At 74.1% G+C, this 14,660-nt stretch carries 15 protein-coding genes; 12 read left to right on the top strand and 3 right to left on the bottom strand.

The annotated features are described in order from the left end of the window. Positions 1 to 5: 5 nt before the first annotated feature. Both COUCH_RS13655 and COUCH_RS13650 read left to right on the top strand, forming a co-directional pair. Positions 6 to 917, top strand: a complete 912-nt coding sequence (locus tag COUCH_RS13655; RefSeq protein ID WP_249612444.1) for a phosphotransferase — start codon at positions 6 to 8, stop codon at positions 915 to 917. Beyond that, entirely contained in the window at positions 914 to 1,750 is an 837-nt protein-coding gene (locus COUCH_RS13650; RefSeq protein ID WP_249612443.1) for an NAD-dependent epimerase/dehydratase family protein, read from the top strand. Before COUCH_RS13655 ends, COUCH_RS13650 begins: the two co-directional genes overlap by 4 nt. Here COUCH_RS13650 and COUCH_RS13645 read toward each other — a convergent pair. After that, positions 1,720 to 2,439, bottom strand: a complete 720-nt coding sequence (locus COUCH_RS13645) for a GNAT family N-acetyltransferase (protein ID WP_249612442.1) — start codon at positions 2,437 to 2,439, stop codon at positions 1,720 to 1,722. The genes COUCH_RS13650 and COUCH_RS13645 overlap by 31 nt on opposite strands. A 45-nt stretch (positions 2,440 to 2,484) precedes the next feature. Between COUCH_RS13645 and COUCH_RS13640 the strand changes: the two genes are divergently transcribed. The 6 genes from COUCH_RS13640 (at position 2,485) to COUCH_RS13615 (ending at position 8,618) form a co-directional block, all read left to right on the top strand. Beyond that, on the top strand, positions 2,485 to 3,147 hold the full coding sequence (locus COUCH_RS13640) for a SanA/YdcF family protein (protein WP_249612441.1): 663 nt from the start codon (positions 2,485 to 2,487) through the stop codon (positions 3,145 to 3,147). Between the two features lie 80 nt (positions 3,148 to 3,227). Beyond that, positions 3,228 to 3,947 carry an ABC transporter ATP-binding protein gene (locus tag COUCH_RS13635; protein ID WP_249612440.1) on the top strand — a complete coding sequence of 240 codons (720 nt, stop codon included), beginning with the start codon at positions 3,228 to 3,230 and terminating at the stop codon, positions 3,945 to 3,947. Further along, entirely contained in the window at positions 3,944 to 5,263 is a 1,320-nt protein-coding gene (locus COUCH_RS13630; RefSeq protein ID WP_249612439.1) for an ABC transporter permease, read from the top strand. Before COUCH_RS13635 ends, COUCH_RS13630 begins: the two co-directional genes overlap by 4 nt. Beyond that, entirely contained in the window at positions 5,260 to 6,480 is a 1,221-nt protein-coding gene (locus COUCH_RS13625; RefSeq protein ID WP_249612438.1) for a sensor histidine kinase, read from the top strand. The genes COUCH_RS13630 and COUCH_RS13625 overlap by 4 nt, the downstream gene beginning before the upstream one ends. Positions 6,481 to 6,485: 5 nt before the next feature. Further along, positions 6,486 to 7,130, top strand: a complete 645-nt coding sequence (locus COUCH_RS13620) for a response regulator transcription factor (protein ID WP_249613693.1) — start codon at positions 6,486 to 6,488, stop codon at positions 7,128 to 7,130. A gap of 78 nt (positions 7,131 to 7,208) precedes the next feature. Beyond that, positions 7,209 to 8,618 carry a M20/M25/M40 family metallo-hydrolase gene (locus tag COUCH_RS13615; protein WP_249612437.1) on the top strand — a complete coding sequence of 470 codons (1,410 nt, stop codon included), beginning with the start codon at positions 7,209 to 7,211 and terminating at the stop codon, positions 8,616 to 8,618. On the opposite strand, the gene COUCH_RS13610 is transcribed toward COUCH_RS13615, so the two are convergent. After that, positions 8,615 to 9,610: a TerC/Alx family metal homeostasis membrane protein gene (locus COUCH_RS13610; RefSeq protein WP_249612436.1), complete on the bottom strand. Its 996-nt coding sequence runs from the start codon at positions 9,608 to 9,610 to the stop codon at positions 8,615 to 8,617. The genes COUCH_RS13615 and COUCH_RS13610 overlap by 4 nt on opposite strands. Before the next feature lie 213 nt (positions 9,611 to 9,823). On the opposite strand from COUCH_RS13610, the gene COUCH_RS13605 reads away from it, so the two are divergent. The 4 genes from COUCH_RS13605 to COUCH_RS13590 are packed head-to-tail and all read left to right on the top strand — an operon-like array spanning position 9,824 to position 12,136. Beyond that, positions 9,824 to 10,126: a putative quinol monooxygenase gene (locus tag COUCH_RS13605; RefSeq protein ID WP_249612435.1), complete on the top strand. Its 303-nt coding sequence runs from the start codon at positions 9,824 to 9,826 to the stop codon at positions 10,124 to 10,126. Further along, positions 10,123 to 10,590, top strand: a complete 468-nt coding sequence (locus tag COUCH_RS13600; RefSeq protein ID WP_249612434.1) for a DUF664 domain-containing protein — start codon at positions 10,123 to 10,125, stop codon at positions 10,588 to 10,590. Before COUCH_RS13605 ends, COUCH_RS13600 begins: the two co-directional genes overlap by 4 nt. A gap of 1 nt (position 10,591) precedes the next feature. Further along, positions 10,592 to 11,338 carry an SDR family oxidoreductase gene (locus tag COUCH_RS13595; RefSeq protein ID WP_249612433.1) on the top strand — a complete coding sequence of 249 codons (747 nt, stop codon included), beginning with the start codon at positions 10,592 to 10,594 and terminating at the stop codon, positions 11,336 to 11,338. 42 nt (positions 11,339 to 11,380) lie between these two features. Next, positions 11,381 to 12,136, top strand: a complete 756-nt coding sequence (locus tag COUCH_RS13590; RefSeq protein ID WP_249612432.1) for an SAM hydrolase/SAM-dependent halogenase family protein — start codon at positions 11,381 to 11,383, stop codon at positions 12,134 to 12,136. 45 nt (positions 12,137 to 12,181) lie between these two features. Here COUCH_RS13590 and pheT read toward each other — a convergent pair whose 3' ends face one another. Beyond that, a complete protein-coding gene (gene pheT, locus COUCH_RS13585; protein ID WP_249612431.1) occupies positions 12,182 to 14,659 on the bottom strand; it encodes a phenylalanine--tRNA ligase subunit beta in 2,478 nt (825 codons plus the stop codon). Between the last annotated feature and the right edge of the window lies 1 nt (position 14,660).

Below are 14,660 nucleotides of genomic sequence, written 5' to 3'. Positions count from 1 at the left end.
CGGCCGTGTTGACGCCTCCCGCCGATCTGCCCGAGGGCCTGCTGCGGGAGGCGTTCGCGCTGGCCGAGCTGGAGTACGCGCCGGTGGGCTGGGGCAGCCACCACTGGACGGCCACGGGCGTCGACGGCACGCGCTGGTTCCTGACCGTGGACGAGCTCGACGCCGGCCGGCCCGGCGCCTCGTTCGAACGGCTGCGGCGGGCGTTCGACGCCGCGTCGGCGTTGCGCCTGCCGTTCGTGGTGGCGCCGGTGCGACCCGTGCAGCGTGTCGGCGAGAAATATGCGGGGGCGCTGTACCCGTACATATGGGGTGAAAGCTTTTCCTGGGGCGACTGGCCGGCGGAGAGTCACCGGGCCGCCGTCCTCGACATGCTCGTCGCGGTGCACACCGCGCCGTCGGCGGCCGGCCGCGCCGCGGCCGCCGACGACTTCACGATCCCCCACCGTGACGGGCTGGAAGCGACCCTGACCGGCGGCAACGTGGCGGGCACCGGCCCGTTCGCCGCGCCCGCCGCCCGGTTGATCGGGGCGCACGCGGCGCGGATCCGGGCTGAGCTGGACCGTTACGACGAGCTCGCGGCATCGGCCGACCGGTCACGGTCGGTGCTGACCCACGGCGAGCCGCACCCGGGCAACACGATGCGCGCGGCCGACGGCTGGAAGCTGATCGACTGGGAGACCGCGCTGCTCGCCCCGCCCGAGCGCGACCTGTGGCTGCTCGGCGGCGACCTCACCGGGTACACCGCCGCCACCGGCGTCCGCGCCGAGCCGGGGATGCTCGAGCTGTACCGGCGCCGCTGGCTGATCAACGACCTCTGCGTCGACCTGCACCGGTTCCGCCGCCCGCACAGCGGGAACCCGGAGGACGAGGAATGCTGGCAGCTGTTGCGGGCGAACGTGGAGAGAGGGCTGACATGACGCGGGTCGCGGTCACCGGGGGTAACGGCAAGCTGGGCCGGGCGGTGGTCGCCCATCTGGGCGAGCACGGCTACGAGGTGGTGAACCTGGACCTCACCGGGCGTCCGCCGCAGACCCGCATCGACCTGACCGACTACGGCCAGACGGCGGAGGCGCTCACCGGCATCGACGACCGGTACGGGTCCGTCGACGCGGTCGTGCACCTCGCGGCGATCCCCGCGCCCGGCCTGCTCCCCAACGCCGCGACGTTCCACAACAACATGCTCGCCACCTTCAACGTGTTCCAGGCGGCGAAGCTGGCGGGCATCACGAACGTCGTGTGGGCGTCCAGCGAGACGGTGCTCGGGCTGCCGTTCACCACGCCGCCGCCGTACATCCCGGTCGACGAGGAGTACCCGGCGCGACCCGAGTCGACGTACTCGCTGGTCAAGCACCTGGAAGAGCAGATGGCCGCGCAGTTCTGCCGGTGGAACCCCGAGCTGAAGATGATCGGCCTGCGGTTCTCCAACGTCATGGACCCGGAGGACTACGCGCAGTTCCCGTCGTTCGACGCCGACCCGCGCAGCCGCAGCTGGAACCTGTGGGGCTACATCGACGCCCGCGACGGCGCGCAGGCGGTCCGCAAGGCCCTGGAGTTCGAGGGTACGGGCACAGAGGTGTTCATCATCGCCAACGCCGACACGGTGATGAGCCGTACCAGCGCGTCGCTGGCGGCCGAGGTGTTCCCGGGCGTACCGGTGACCAGGGAGCTCGGCGAGCACGAGACGCTGCTGTCGATCGACAAGGCCCGGCGCGTGCTGGGCTACGAGCCGGAGCACTCCTGGCGGTCCTGAAACGTCGCCGCGGCGATCCGGCGCATCGTGTAGCCGAGCTTCTCGTACGTGCGGACCGCCGCGGCGTTCCAGTGGTCCACGAACAGCGCCACCCGTCCCCGTCCGGCGATCAGCTCGTCGGTGAGGAACGCGCAGAGGTCGCGCCCGAAGCCCCTCCCCCGCGCGTCGGTACGGGTGGCCACCCCGGCGATGAAACCGATCTCCGCCACGGACCACGCGTCGGCGCCCACGGCCAGCAGCTCCCCGGTCCCCGCGCGGATGCCGGCCCACCTCGTCACGCCGGTGCCGCCCGGGTACGCGTACGAGCCGGGATGGTGCTCGTCGAGGAACGCGGCGACCTCGGCGTCGTCGTCCAGCCAGCGCGGCTCGTACCGGGGCGGCGGGCCCGTCGGCGCGGTGGTGTCCATCCAGCCGAACCGGCCCTCCACGACCAGGCCCGGGATCGCCTCGATGAGGTCCTGGTCCCCGACCGCGTGGTAGCCGGCGACCTCGGGGCGGATGCGGTCCACGAGCGCGGCGACGTCGGCCGGCGCGCCACGCAGCGCCAGGCGGTCGCGGCGGGACACGTCCGGGCAGGCCACCGCGGCCGCCTCGCCCAGCGCCCAGGCGCGTACGCCGGCCCGCATGTCCTGCGAGGCCCACAGCAGCAGCGGGTCGTCGCCGGCGGCGATGCGGTAAAGGGAGATCATCACCCCCATGATGCCCCGGTTGCGCGGGCCTGGCATTCTCGCCCCGTGCTCGCCTACCTCAGGAAGATCGTCGTTGCCGGAGCGCTGGCCGTGGCGGCGTCGGTGCTGGCCATGGCCGCCGGCGACCTGTGGGTGCGCGCGGCCGCCCACGGCCACGTCACCTCGGTGGACGACGCGCCGGACGCGCCCGTCGCCCTCGTGCTCGGCGCGGAGGTGTACGCCGACGGCAGCCCCTCGCCGTTCCTCGCCGCCCGCCTCGAGCTCGCCCGGGAACTGCTCGCCGCGGGCAAGGTGAAGGCGATCCTCGTCTCCGGCGACCATCGGGAGTGGGGCTACAACGAGCCCGGCGCGATGTTCGAGTGGCTCGTCGGCCACGGCGTGCCCAGCGCCCGCGTCGTGCTGGACCACGCCGGCTTCGACACGTACGACTCGTGTGCCCGGGCCAAGCGGGTCTTCGGCGTGGACAAGGCGATCGTGGTGACGCAGACGTACCACATCGACCGCGCGGTGGCCCTGTGCCGCAGGCTCGGCGTGGACGCCTCCGGCGTGGCCGACGACAGCGTCCGCGTGTACGAGGAGCCATGGCGCAACAGCGTGGTCCGCGAGCGCGGCGCGGTGGTCAAGGCGCTGCTCGACGTGGTGTCGGGGCGCGACCCGGTGTTCCTCGGCCCGCACGAGGGCGGCGTCGAGGTCGCGGTCAGCTCCTGAGCCCTGGTGCGGTTAGCCGTACCCCCCGCCGGCGGGCTGGCCCGGCTGCGCGGGCCGCGCGGGGACGCGAGGGTGGACGCATGGAATCCGTGGTGTCCCTGACCGCCGTGTCCCGGCGTTATCCGCGCGGCGTGCTCGCCCTGCGCGACGTGTCCCTCGACGTGCCGGCCGGCCAGTTCGTCGCCGTGATGGGCGCGACCGGCTCCGGCAAGAGCACGCTGCTGCACTGCGCCGCCGGCCTCGACCGCCCCACCTCCGGACGGGTGCGCCTGGCCGGCCGCGACGTCACCCGGCTGCGGGAGGCGGCGCTCACCCGGCTGCGCCGGGACCGGGTCGGCTTCGTCTTCCAGTCGTACAACCTGCTCTCCGAGCTGACCGTACGCCAGAACGTCGCGCTGCCCGCCCGCCTCGGCGGCCCGCGGGCGCGTCCCGTCGACGAGGTGCTCGAGGCGGTGGGGCTCGGCGGGCTGGGGCGGCGGCCGGTGGGTGAGCTCTCCGGCGGCCAGCGGCAGCGCGTAGCGGTGGCCCGCGCGCTCGTCACCGGGCCGGCGGTGATCTTCGCGGACGAGCCGACGGGGGCGCTCGACCCGACCACCGGCGCGCAGATCCTCGGGCTGCTGCGGACGGCCGCGGACCTGGACCGGGTGAGCGTGCTCATGGTCACGCACGATCCGGTCGCCGCCGCCTGGAGCGACCGGCTGGTGCTGCTGCGCGACGGCGTCGTCGTCGCCGACGGTCCCACGCCGCAGGCCGAGGCCATCGCCGAGCACCTGCGCGGCGTCTCCCGGGTGCCCGCGTGATCCGCCAGGCGCTGCGGCGCAACCCCTGGTCCTTCCTCGGCCCCGCGGCCACCCAGTGCCTCGCGGCCGCCCTGGTCACCGCCGGGCTCTGCCTGATGGCCTCGCTGGACGCCGCGCCGCTGCGGCCCGAGCAGCGGCAGGCCCTGACCGACAGCGGCGTCGCGGACATCGGGCTGCTGTTCCTGATGAGCTCCATCTACCTGTCGATGCTCATCGTCGGCGTCACCATGAGCTCGGCGATCCGGCACCAGGCCCGTGACATCGCGCTGGTCCGGGCCGTCGGCGCCACCCCCGCGCGGGTCCGCCGGGCCGTGGCCGCCCAGGCCGCGCTGGTCGCCGTACCGGCCACGCTCGTGGGCGTGCCCGTGGGCGTGCTCTGCGGCCGGGCGTGGGTCGGCGGCTTCGTCGGCCACGGCCTGGTCCCCGCCGAGGTGACCTTCCGGATGCACGGCGGAGCTCTGCCCGTCGCGCTGGCGGTCACCATGGGCACGTCCCTGCTCAGCGCGATGATCGCCGCGATCCGGCCGTCGCGGGTACGCCCCGCCGTGGCGCTCGCCGACAGCGCGGCTCCCCGGCTGCGCATCGGCGTGACCCGCACCGCCGCCGGCCTGCTCCTCGTCACCGGCGGCACGGTGCTCTCCGTGTTCGTCGCCGGCCTCGACGCCGGGACCGCCGACCAGGCCGGCCTGTTCGTCATGCTGGCGATGTGTACGGGCGCCGGCCTGCTCGGCCCGGCACTGCTGCGGGTCGCCGCGCCCGTGGCGCGCCTCCTCGGTGACACCGGCCGGCTGGCGGCGGACACGCTCGCGGTGCACGCCCGGGGCCTGTCGGGCGCGCTGGTGCCGCTCACCCTCGCCATCGCGTTCGCCGGGGTCAACCTGACCCGTACCGCGACGACCACCCACGTCACCGGGGTCGTCGCTCCCGCCGCGGATCGCTGGCTCGAGTTCTCGGGCACCGGCGCGTACACCGCCTTCGCCGCGATCGCCGCGCTCAACACGCTCATCACCACGATCCTCGCGCGGCGGCGGGACCTGGCGGTCACCCGGCTCGCCGGCGGGACCCGCGGGCGTACGCTCGCCGTCGTCGTCTGCGAGGCTCTCCTGGTGACCGGCACAGCGCTCGTGGTCGCCACGGTGGTGGCGGCGGTGACCCTGCTGCCGCTGCTGCACACGGCCCTGGGCACCTGGCGGCCGTGGCTGCCCGGGAGCTGGCTCGCGGCGGGCATCGCCGGTACGGCCGTCCTGGTCCTCGCGGGCACCGTGCTGCCGGCGGCCGTCGCGTTGCGCCGCCCGCCCGTCGAGGTGGCCGGGTGATCGTGCTGCGCGCCTGGCTCAGCTCCCGCACGTGGCGGGAGCTGGCCTTCGTGCTCACCGGGGCCGTGCTCAGCCTGCCCACGTTCGCGCTGGCCGTGCTGGGCCTGGTCGCCTCGGCACTGTCGGTCGTCATCTTCGGCCTGGCCCTGCTGATCGGCGTGCTGGCCCTGGCCCGGCTCACCCCGCGCTACTTCCGGGCGCCGGCGCGGCGCCTCCTCGGCTGGACCTGGCCGTCGCCGCCCCCGCCCGCGGGAGCCACCCGGGTCCGGCGGGTCGTGGGGCTGCTCGGCGACTCGACGGCCTGGCGGGCGCTGGCGTACTGCTTCCTGCGGTTCCCGCTGGTCTACACGGGCGCGTACAGCGCGGTCGCCGGGCTGTTCACCGGCCTGGTCGCGGTCACGTACCCGCTCTGGTGGTTCGTCGCACCCGACGAGTTCTGGTACGGGGCCGCGACCTGGCCGGGCACCTGGTGGAGGGCGCTGCAGGGCGCCGCCGTCCTGCTCGTGCTGCCGTGGGTGCTGCGCCTCGTCGTGCTCCTCGACGGCCTGCTGGTCCGCGCGCTGCTGCGGCCGACGCCCGCGGCCCGGCGCATCGCCCAGCTCGAGGCCGGCCGCGCCGCCCTGCAGGAGGACGCGGCGGCGCTGCTCCGGCGGGTCGAACGCGACCTGCACGACGGCACCCAGGCCCGCCTGGTCTCGCTCGGCGTGGCGCTGGCCCGGATCGAACGCCGCAGCACCGAGGAGCAGGTCCGCGCGCTCGCCGGCGACGCCCGCGGCACGGTGACCGAGGCGCTCACCGAGCTGCGCGACATCGTCCGCGGCCTGCACCCGCCCGCCCTGGACGACGGCCTCGAGGTGGCACTGTCCACCCTCGCCGCCCGCAGCGCCGTCCCGGCGACGCTCACCGTCGACCTCCCGCGCCGGCCGCCGGACGCCACGGCGTCGGCGCTGTACTTCGCGGTGGCCGAGCTGCTCACCAACATCGCCCGGCACGCCTCGGCGACGCGGGCGTCGATCACCGTCCGCGAGCAGGGGCCGTGGCTCACGCTGACGGTCAGCGACGACGGGTGCGGCGGCGCCGGGCCCGGGCAGGCCTCGGGCACCGGGCTGAGCGGCCTCGCGCGCCGGGCCGCCGCGCTCGACGGCAGCCTGCACGTCGAGTCACCGGCCGGCGGGCCGACCACGGTCACGATGAAGCTGCCCGGGGAGGCCGGATGAGCGCACTGCGGGTCGTGATCGCCGAGGACAACGCGCTGCTGCGCCGCGGCGTCGCGCTGCTGCTCGGCGAGCACGGCATCGAGGTGGTCGGGGCCGTCGCCGACGCCGGCGAGCTGCTGCGGGTGGTCGCGGCCGAGCAGCCCGACGCGGCCGTGGTGGACGTACGCATGCCGCCCACGCACACCGACGAGGGTCTGCGCGCCGCGCTCACGATCCGGTCGGCGTACCCGGAGATCGCGGTCCTGGTGTTCTCCCAGTGGGTCGAGACCAGCTACGCGCGGCGGCTGCTGTCGGAGAACACCGGCCGGGTCGGCTACCTCCTCAAGGACCGGATCGTCAGCACGGACGAGTTCGTGGGCGCCCTGCAGCGCGTCGCCGAGGGCGGCACGGCCCTCGACCCCGAGGTCGTCCGGCAGCTGCTGGCCGCGCCCGCCGTCGACCCGGGGCTGTCCCGGCTGTCGGCGCGCGAACGCGAGATCCTGGGCCTGCTCGCCGAGGGCCGGTCCAACGTGGCCATCGCGGAGACGCTGCACCTCGCCGAGCGCAGCGTGGAGAAACACGTCACCGCGATCTTCACCAAACTGGACCTGCCACAGGCCCGTACGGATCACCGGCGCGTCCTCGCCGTCCTGCGCTACCTGCGCTCCTGAACCCATCCGAGCGACGGCAAAAGATCTGACATCGATGAGCATGGACATCTGGTCTTTAGTGGACAACCATGCACAGGTATGACGGATCAGCGCGAACGGCCCCCGCAGGTGCCGGCTCTGTCCTCGCGACGCGCGTTCCTGTCGGCCTCCGCCGCCGTCGCCGCCACCCCTGTGCTGGGGCGCGCCGCGCACGCCGCCGGGCTGCACGGACAGCACCCCGACCATGAGCTCAGGTCGCTGCTGCGCGAGATCGATCCGCACCGCATCGGGGCGACCGTGGCCCGCCTCGCCGCGTTCGGCACCCGGCACACACTGTCCAGCCAGGACGACCCCGAGCGCGGGATCGGCGCGGCCCGGGACTGGATCCACGAGCAGTTCCGCCGGTACGCGGCCGAGTCCGGCGGGCGGATGACCGTCGAGCTGCAGTCGTTCATCCAGCCGCCGGCGTCGCGGATCCCGGAGCCGACCCGGATCACCAACGTCGTCGCCACCCTGCGCGGGGACGGCGACCCCGGCCGGGTGTACGTGGTGACCGGCCACTACGACTCGCGGGCGTCCGACGTCATGGACGCCACCAGCGACGCGCCCGGCGCCGACGACGACGCGTCCGGGGTCGCCGCGATCATGGAGGTCGCGCGGGTGATGGCCGCCCGGCGCACCGAGGCCACGATCGTGTTCGCCGCGGTCGCCGGCGAGGAACAGGGCCTGTACGGCTCCGACCGTCTCGCGGAGCAGTTCAAGGACGCCGGCGCCGACGTCCAGGCCATGTTCAGCAACGACATCGTGGGCACCGGCGACGCGCACGACGGGACGGCCGCGGACCCGCGTACGGTCCGGCTCTTCGTCGAGGGCGTGCCCACGTCCGAGACCCCCGCGCAGGCCTCGACCCGGCAGTCGGTCGGCGGCGAGAACGACGGCCCGTCGCGGCAGCTGGGCCGCTTCGTCCGCGACGTCGCGGAGAACCCGCAGACCGGTATGAAGGTCCGCGTCGTCTGGCGCCGCGACCGGTACCTGCGCGGCAGCGACCACATCTCGTTCCTGCTGCGCGGCTACCCGGCGGCGCGCTTCACCGAGCCGCGGGAGAACTTCGCCCACGAGCACCAGGACGTGCGGGTCGAGAACGGCATCCAGTACGGCGACCTCGTCACGTTCTGCGACTTCTGGTACATCGCCCGCGTGGCCCGGGTCAATGCGGCGGCGCTGTGGTCGCTCGCCCAGGCGCCGGGCACCCCCAAGGGCGTGGTCATCGACACCACCCGCCTGACCAACGACACGACGCTGCGCTGGCAGCCGTCGACGGCGGCGGACCTCGCGGAGTACGAGGTGGTGTGGCGCGAGACGACGGCCCCGGACTGGCAGCACGTCCTGCCGGTGGGCAACGTGACCACGGTGACGATCGACCTGTCGAAGGACAACGTCTTCTTCGGCGTACGGGCAGTGGACCGCGCCGGCCACCGCAGCCCCGTGGCCGCACCGACCCCGGGTTAGCTCCCCGCGCCGACCTTGTCCGGGGCGGCGGGCGTGGCGGCCTCGCGCCGGTTCGCCGCCACGCTCGTGGCGGTCACGGTGAGCAGCACGCCCAGGATCACCACCAGCGACAGCGGCGTCGGCACCTCCGGGGCCCACGACCACACCGTGTGCGCCCAGTGCAGCACGAGCTTCACGCCGATGAAGCCGAGGATCACGGCCAGGCCGTGGTTGAGGTGGCGCAGCTTGCTCAGCGCGTTGGGCAGCACGAAGTACAGCGCGCGCAGGCCGAGCAGGGCGAACGCGTTGGTCGCGAACACGATGTACGGGTCGTCGGTCACGCCGTACACGGCCGGGACGGAGTCCACCGCGAACACGATGTCGGTCATGAACACGGCGACCACGACCAGCGCCATCGGGGTCAGCGCCCGCCGGCCCGCCGAGCGCACGGTCAGCTTGGCGCCGTGGTACTCCCGGGTCACCGGCATCAGCCGGCTCAGCAGCTTGACGCTGCGCATGCTGCCGATGTCGACCTGCTGCGCGTGCCCGGACACCGCGTCCCGCATCACCTTGGCGGCGGTCACCAGCAGGATCGCGCCGAACAGCAGGAACGCCCAGCTGCCCGCGCTGATCACCGCGGCGCCCAGCGCGATGAACACGGCCCGCAGGACCAGCGCGCCGACGATGCCGTAGAGCAACACCCGCTGGGCGAGAGCGGACGGTACGGCGAACGCGGTGAGCAGAAGCATGAACACGAACAGGTTGTCCACGGACAGCGACTTCTCCACCACCCAGCCGGTGAAGAACTCGACCGACACGTCGCCGCCGTACAGCGGCCACATCACCAGCCCGAACACGACGGGCAACGCCAGGTAGAAGACCGTCCAGCCGACCGCCTCGCGCATCGGCACGTCGTGCGGCCGGCGGGTCACCGCGAAGTCGACCGCCAGCAGCACCACCAGGATCGCCACCGTGACGGTCCAGAGCAGGGGCGAGCCGATCGAATCCAGCATGGGGTCTCCTCAGACACGAATGATCGTCTGAGGTCTCCCTCACCCGCCGCGTGCGACGGGCGACCGCCCGGGGCTCCTGGCCTGCAGGACCCGTACTGACCGGGACGATCTGTCGAGGTACTCCCCTCGCCACGCACCCTATGTGACCCACCTGAACGGTCCCTGGGAGCCGGTAATGTCCACTGCCCGACGATCGATGCACAGGAGGCACTGGTGGCATACGGCTATCTGGCGGCGATGCGCGCGACCCCCGGCAACCGCGACGAGGTCGTGCAGATCCTGCTCGGCGGGACCGACGGCCTGCGCGACGCAGGCTGCCTGCTGTACGTGGTGAGCGTCGACGACGCCGACGCCGACCTGATCCACGTCACCGAGGCGTGGCAGAGCAAGCAGCACCACGACGACTCGCTGCGCCTCCCGGAGACGAAGGCGGCGATCGCCAAGGCGATGCCCCTGCTCACCGGCGAGTTCACCGGCCGGGAGGTCACCGTCGTGGGCGGGCTCGGCGTGGCATGACCGCCCCCTTCCCGTCCGGCACGCCCGACGAGCTCGAGCTGCACCTGCGCTGGCTGGCGTTCCTTCGCGGCGCGGTGCTGCGCAAGGCGTCCGGGATCACCGACGAGCAGGCCCGCTGGCGCCCCGACGGCCGGCTGCTGCCGCTCGTCGGCATCGTCAACCACCTCACCCACGTGGAGTGGCGCTGGATCGACGGGCAGATGCTCGGCGCCGACACCGGCAAGGACGAGTCCGAGTACGCCCCGGCCGGCCTGGGGATCGAGGATGCGCTCGCCGCGTACCGCCGGCGGGCCGGGGCGACCGACGCCGCGGTCCGTTCCCTGGCCGATCTCGCGACGCCGTGCCGGTGGGGCGACGGCACCGATCTACGCTTCGTGCTCCTGCACTTGATCAACGAGACGGCCCGCCATGCCGGCCACGCCGACGCGGTCCGCGAGCTGCTCGACGGTACGACGGGAGAATGACATGACGATCGCCGGGAGTGCCCTGGTCACCGGGGCGTCGCGGGGTCTGGGCGCGCAGATCGCCCGCCGCCTGGCCGCCGACGGCTGGCCGGTCGCGGTGAACTACCACTCCGACGAGGCCGGGGCGGGCCGCGTGGTCGCCGCCATCGAGGCGGCCGGCGGGCGGGCGGCCGCCTTCCGCGCCGACGTGACCGACGAGCGCGCCGTCCCGGCCATGGTGGCGGAGATCGAGTCGCGGCTCGGCCCGGTGCAGGCCGTGGTCGCCAACGCGACCGGCCCGCAGCCGCTCGTCGCGGCCGAGGAGGTGAGCTGGCAGGACCACCTCGATCAGCTCGTCTTCTTCGTCAAGAGCCCCACGCTACTGCTGCAGGCGACCCTGCCCGGCATGCGCCGGCTCGGCACCGGCCGCATCGTGCACATCGGCTCCGACTCGTTCGAGCGGGCGCTGCCGGGCGCCTCGGCGTACAACGCGGCGAAGGGCGCCCAGATCGGCCTCGCCCGCACGTGGGCCCGCGAGCTGGGCCGGCACGGCGTCACGGTGAACGTGGTGGCGCCCGGCTGGATCCCGGTCGAGCGGCACGGCGTGGTCACGGCCGAGGACAGCGCCGGGTACGTCCGCGACGTGCCGCTCGGCCGCATGGGCACCCCGGAGGACATCGCCGACGTGGTCGCCTTCGTGGTCAGCGACGCCGCCCGCTTCGTCACCGGCGAGCGGATCACGGTGAACGGCGGTCACACGATCGACTAGCTTCCGCGAGCGGGGTGCGGCCGGAGTCCGTAGGTTGGAGGCATGCTTCTGACGGTGGTGGCCGACTACGGCATCGGGGATCTCGCGTTCGCCGAGGTGCGGCAGAGGTTCGCCCAGCTTCTGCCCGAGGCGGACGTCGCCGCCATCCCGGTGCCGCCGTTCGACACGGTCAGCGCCGGGTTCTGCGTGGCGCAGCTGGCCTTCGGCGACGGGCCGGCCGACCGGGTGATCTACGCGAACGTGGCACCCCGGCAGGACGAGGGCGAGCCGCGCGAGGACAACGCCGGTGAGCGGCTCGTGGCCGCCCGGCTCGACTCCGGCGTGCTCGTGGTCGGGGTGGCCGCGGGCGCGAGCCTGTCGTTCCTGGCCGCCGAGGGGGTGCCGCTGCACGCGGTGAACGTGGCGGACGCCGGGTCGCAGTTCCGGTCCCGGGACGTGTTCCCCGGCGCGGTGGCGGGCCTGGTCAGGGGCGACGACGGGTTGCTCGGCGACCCGGTGACCGTGGCGAGCGTCCCGGAGCGCGCGGTGGTCTACACCGACGGCTACGGCAACCTCAAGACCAGCTGGTACGACGCCCCCGCCGACACCGGCACGACGGTCCGCGTCCGCATCGCCGGCGCCGAGGTGGAGGCGATGGTCAGCGACGGCGTCTTCACGGTCCCGGCCGGGACGGTGTCCTTCGCGCCGGGCAGCTCCGGCTGGGGCGGACGGGCCTGTTACGAGCTGTTCGCCCGCGGCGGCAACGCGGCCGAGCTGTTCGGCTTCCCGACCTCCGGAACCCCGGTCGAGGTCGGCTGACGCACTGGCCGGGCCTCGTCGAGCGAGACCCGGCCGTTCGCGCTCTCACGCCCCGCGCAGCACCGCGCCCGTACGGGCCGCCGCCGAAGCCACCGCCGCGTCCCGGGCGGCCACCGCTTCCTCGACGGTGAGCGTGCGGTCCGGCGCGCGGAAGATCAGCTTGTACGCGAGGCTCTTCAGCCCCTCGCCCAACTGCTCCGACGCGTACACGTCGAAGAGCCGCACCGACTCGAGCAGCTCTCCCGCGCCCGCGACCAGCGCCGCCTCGACGTCCGCCGCCGGGACCGCCGCGCCGACGACGAGGGCGACGTCGATCAGGGCCGGCGGGAACGTGGAGATGGCCGCGGCCATGGTGACCGGGCGGGCGGGGATCGCGTCGAGGTCGATCTCCATCGCGCAGGTGCGCTTCGGCAGGTCGAGCGCCGAGAGCACCGAGGGGTGGAGCTCGCCGGCGTGGCCGACCAGGATGCCGTCGACCGAGATCGCCGCGCAGCGGCCCGGGTGCCAGGGGGCGTGGTCCGCCGCCCGGACGGTGACGCGGTCCGGGGTCATGCCCGCCGCCGCGAGCGCGACGCGGGCCGCCTCGACCGCGTCGGCCCAGGTGGCCGGCCGTCCCTCGCCCCACCAGCCGGCCGGGGTGACGTCGCCGGTCAGCGCCGCCGCGAGGTGCCACGGCTGCTCCGGCACGATCGCGTTGGCCGCGGTCCAGTCCTCCTCGGACGGGCCGTGGTCGACGCCCAGCACGGGCGGGGCCGTGGTGGCCAGGTGCGGCAGGAACACCGTACCCGTCTCGTAGATCGCCAGGTCGCGCTCGCCGCGGCCGAGGTTGCGCTTCAGCGTCGCGAGCAGCGGCGGCAGCAGCGTGGTACGCAGCAGCGGCTCCTGTTCGGACAGCGGGTTCGCCAGGCGGACCGCGCTGCGGCGCGGGTCGTCGGCGGGCAGGCCGAGCGTGTCGGCCGCGGCCGGCGTCATGAACGGGTACGAGAGCACCTCGACGTACCCGTTCTCGGCCAGGGCGACCCCGATCGCACGCCGCCGGACCTGTTCCGGCGTCAGGCCGCGACCGCCGCGGGCCGGGGGCAGCACGCTGGGGATCGCGTCGTAGCCGCCGAGCCGCGCCACCTCCTCGACCAGGTCGATGGGGGCGAGCAGGTCGGGCCGCCACGACGGCGGGGTGACCTCGAGCGGCTCGACGCCCTTGACAGCGCAGCCGACCTGGCCGAGCAGCTCGGTGACCTGCTCCACCGGGTACGCCACGCCGATGCGCCGGCTCGCGAGGTTGCCGGGCAGCGGCACCGGGGCGGGCGGGACGACGTGGTCGATGTCGAGGATCCGCTCGTCGACCGTGCCGCCCGCGTGCGTGGTGAGCAGCTCGACGGCCCGCTGCAGCGCGACCAGCGGCAGCTGCGGGTCGACACCGCGCTCCCACCGCTTGGCGGCCTCGCTGAACAGCTTGTGCCGCCGGGCCGTGCGCCCGACCATCACCGGGTCCCAGTGGGCCGCCTCGAGCAGCACGTCCACGGTGTCCGGCTGCACCTCGCTGGTCTCGCCGCCCATGACCGCGGCGAGCGAGATCGGGCCGGAGTCGTCGCAGATCACCATGTCCTCGGCGTCGAGCACCCGCGCGACACCGTCCAGGGTGGTCAGCTTCTCCCCCGGGCGGGCCCGGCGCACGACCAGCCCGCCGCGCAGCAGGTTGAGGTCGAACACGTGCATGGGCTGCCCGAGCTCGAGCATCAGGTAGTTGGTGATGTCGACGGCGAGCGAGATCGACCGGATGCCCGCCGCGATGAGCCGGCGCTGCATCCACTCCGGCGACGGCGCCGACGGGTCGATGCCGCGGACCACCCGCGCCGCGAAGCGGTCGCAGCCGACCGTGTCCTCGATGCGGATCTCGTACGGCACCTCCGCGGTGCCGGCCGGCGCCGCGGCGGAACCCGGGTCGGTGTACGCGGCGGCGTACGCGTACGACAGCTCGCGGGCGATGCCCCGGACGCTCATCTGGTAGCCGCGGTCCGGGGTGATCTCCACGTCGACGATGACGTCGTCGAGCCCGACCACGGGACGCGCGTCGGTGCCGGGCGCAGCGGTCTCCGGCGGGAGCACGATGATGCCCGAGTGGTCGCCGCTGAGGCCCAGCTCGGCGGCGGAGCAGATCATGCCGTTGGAGTTGCGCCCGTACGTCTTGCGCGCGCCGATCGTGAAACCGCCGGGCAGCTCGCCGCCGGGCAGGATGACGACCACCAGGTCGCCCACCGCGAAGTTGCGGGCGCCGCAGACGATCTCCTGCGCCGCCGCGTTGCCGACGTCGACGCGGCAGAAGCGGATGGGCTTCTTGAAGCCGGTCAGCTCCTCGATCTCGAGCACCCGGCCGACGACCAGGTCGCCCTTGATCGTGGCGGCCTGGTCGACGACGGACTCCACCTCGATGCCGAGGTCGACCAGCTTGCGCTCGAGCTCGGCGGCGTCGACGGGCGCCGGCAGCTCGACGTACTCGCGCAGCCAGGACAGGGACAGCTTCATG

The organism is Couchioplanes caeruleus, from assembly GCF_023499255.1.
Classification (GTDB): Bacteria; Actinomycetota; Actinomycetes; order Mycobacteriales; family Micromonosporaceae; genus Actinoplanes; species Actinoplanes caeruleus_A.
The sequence above is the reverse complement of the archived record's forward strand: the minus strand, read 5'-3'. Positions and strand labels throughout refer to the sequence as shown.

Excerpts from the sequence above, each read along its gene's own strand:
- COUCH_RS13645 (WP_249612442.1), bottom strand. The coding sequence starts at position 2,439 with ATGATCTCCCTTTACCGCATCGCCGCCGGCGACGACCCGCTGCTGCTG.
- pheT (WP_249612431.1), bottom strand. The coding sequence starts at position 14,659 with ATGAAGCTGTCCCTGTCCTGGCTGCGCGAGTACGTCGAGCTGCCGGCG.
- COUCH_RS13590 (WP_249612432.1), top strand. The coding sequence starts at position 11,381 with ATGCTTCTGACGGTGGTGGCCGACTACGGCATCGGGGATCTCGCGTTC.
- COUCH_RS13610 (WP_249612436.1), bottom strand. The coding sequence starts at position 9,610 with ATGCTGGATTCGATCGGCTCGCCCCTGCTCTGGACCGTCACGGTGGCG.
- COUCH_RS13615 (WP_249612437.1), top strand. The coding sequence starts at position 7,209 with ATGACGGATCAGCGCGAACGGCCCCCGCAGGTGCCGGCTCTGTCCTCG.
- COUCH_RS13600 (WP_249612434.1), top strand. The coding sequence starts at position 10,123 with ATGACCGCCCCCTTCCCGTCCGGCACGCCCGACGAGCTCGAGCTGCAC.
- COUCH_RS13650 (WP_249612443.1), top strand. The coding sequence starts at position 914 with ATGACGCGGGTCGCGGTCACCGGGGGTAACGGCAAGCTGGGCCGGGCG.
- COUCH_RS13635 (WP_249612440.1), top strand. The coding sequence starts at position 3,228 with ATGGAATCCGTGGTGTCCCTGACCGCCGTGTCCCGGCGTTATCCGCGC.
- COUCH_RS13595 (WP_249612433.1), top strand. The coding sequence starts at position 10,592 with ATGACGATCGCCGGGAGTGCCCTGGTCACCGGGGCGTCGCGGGGTCTG.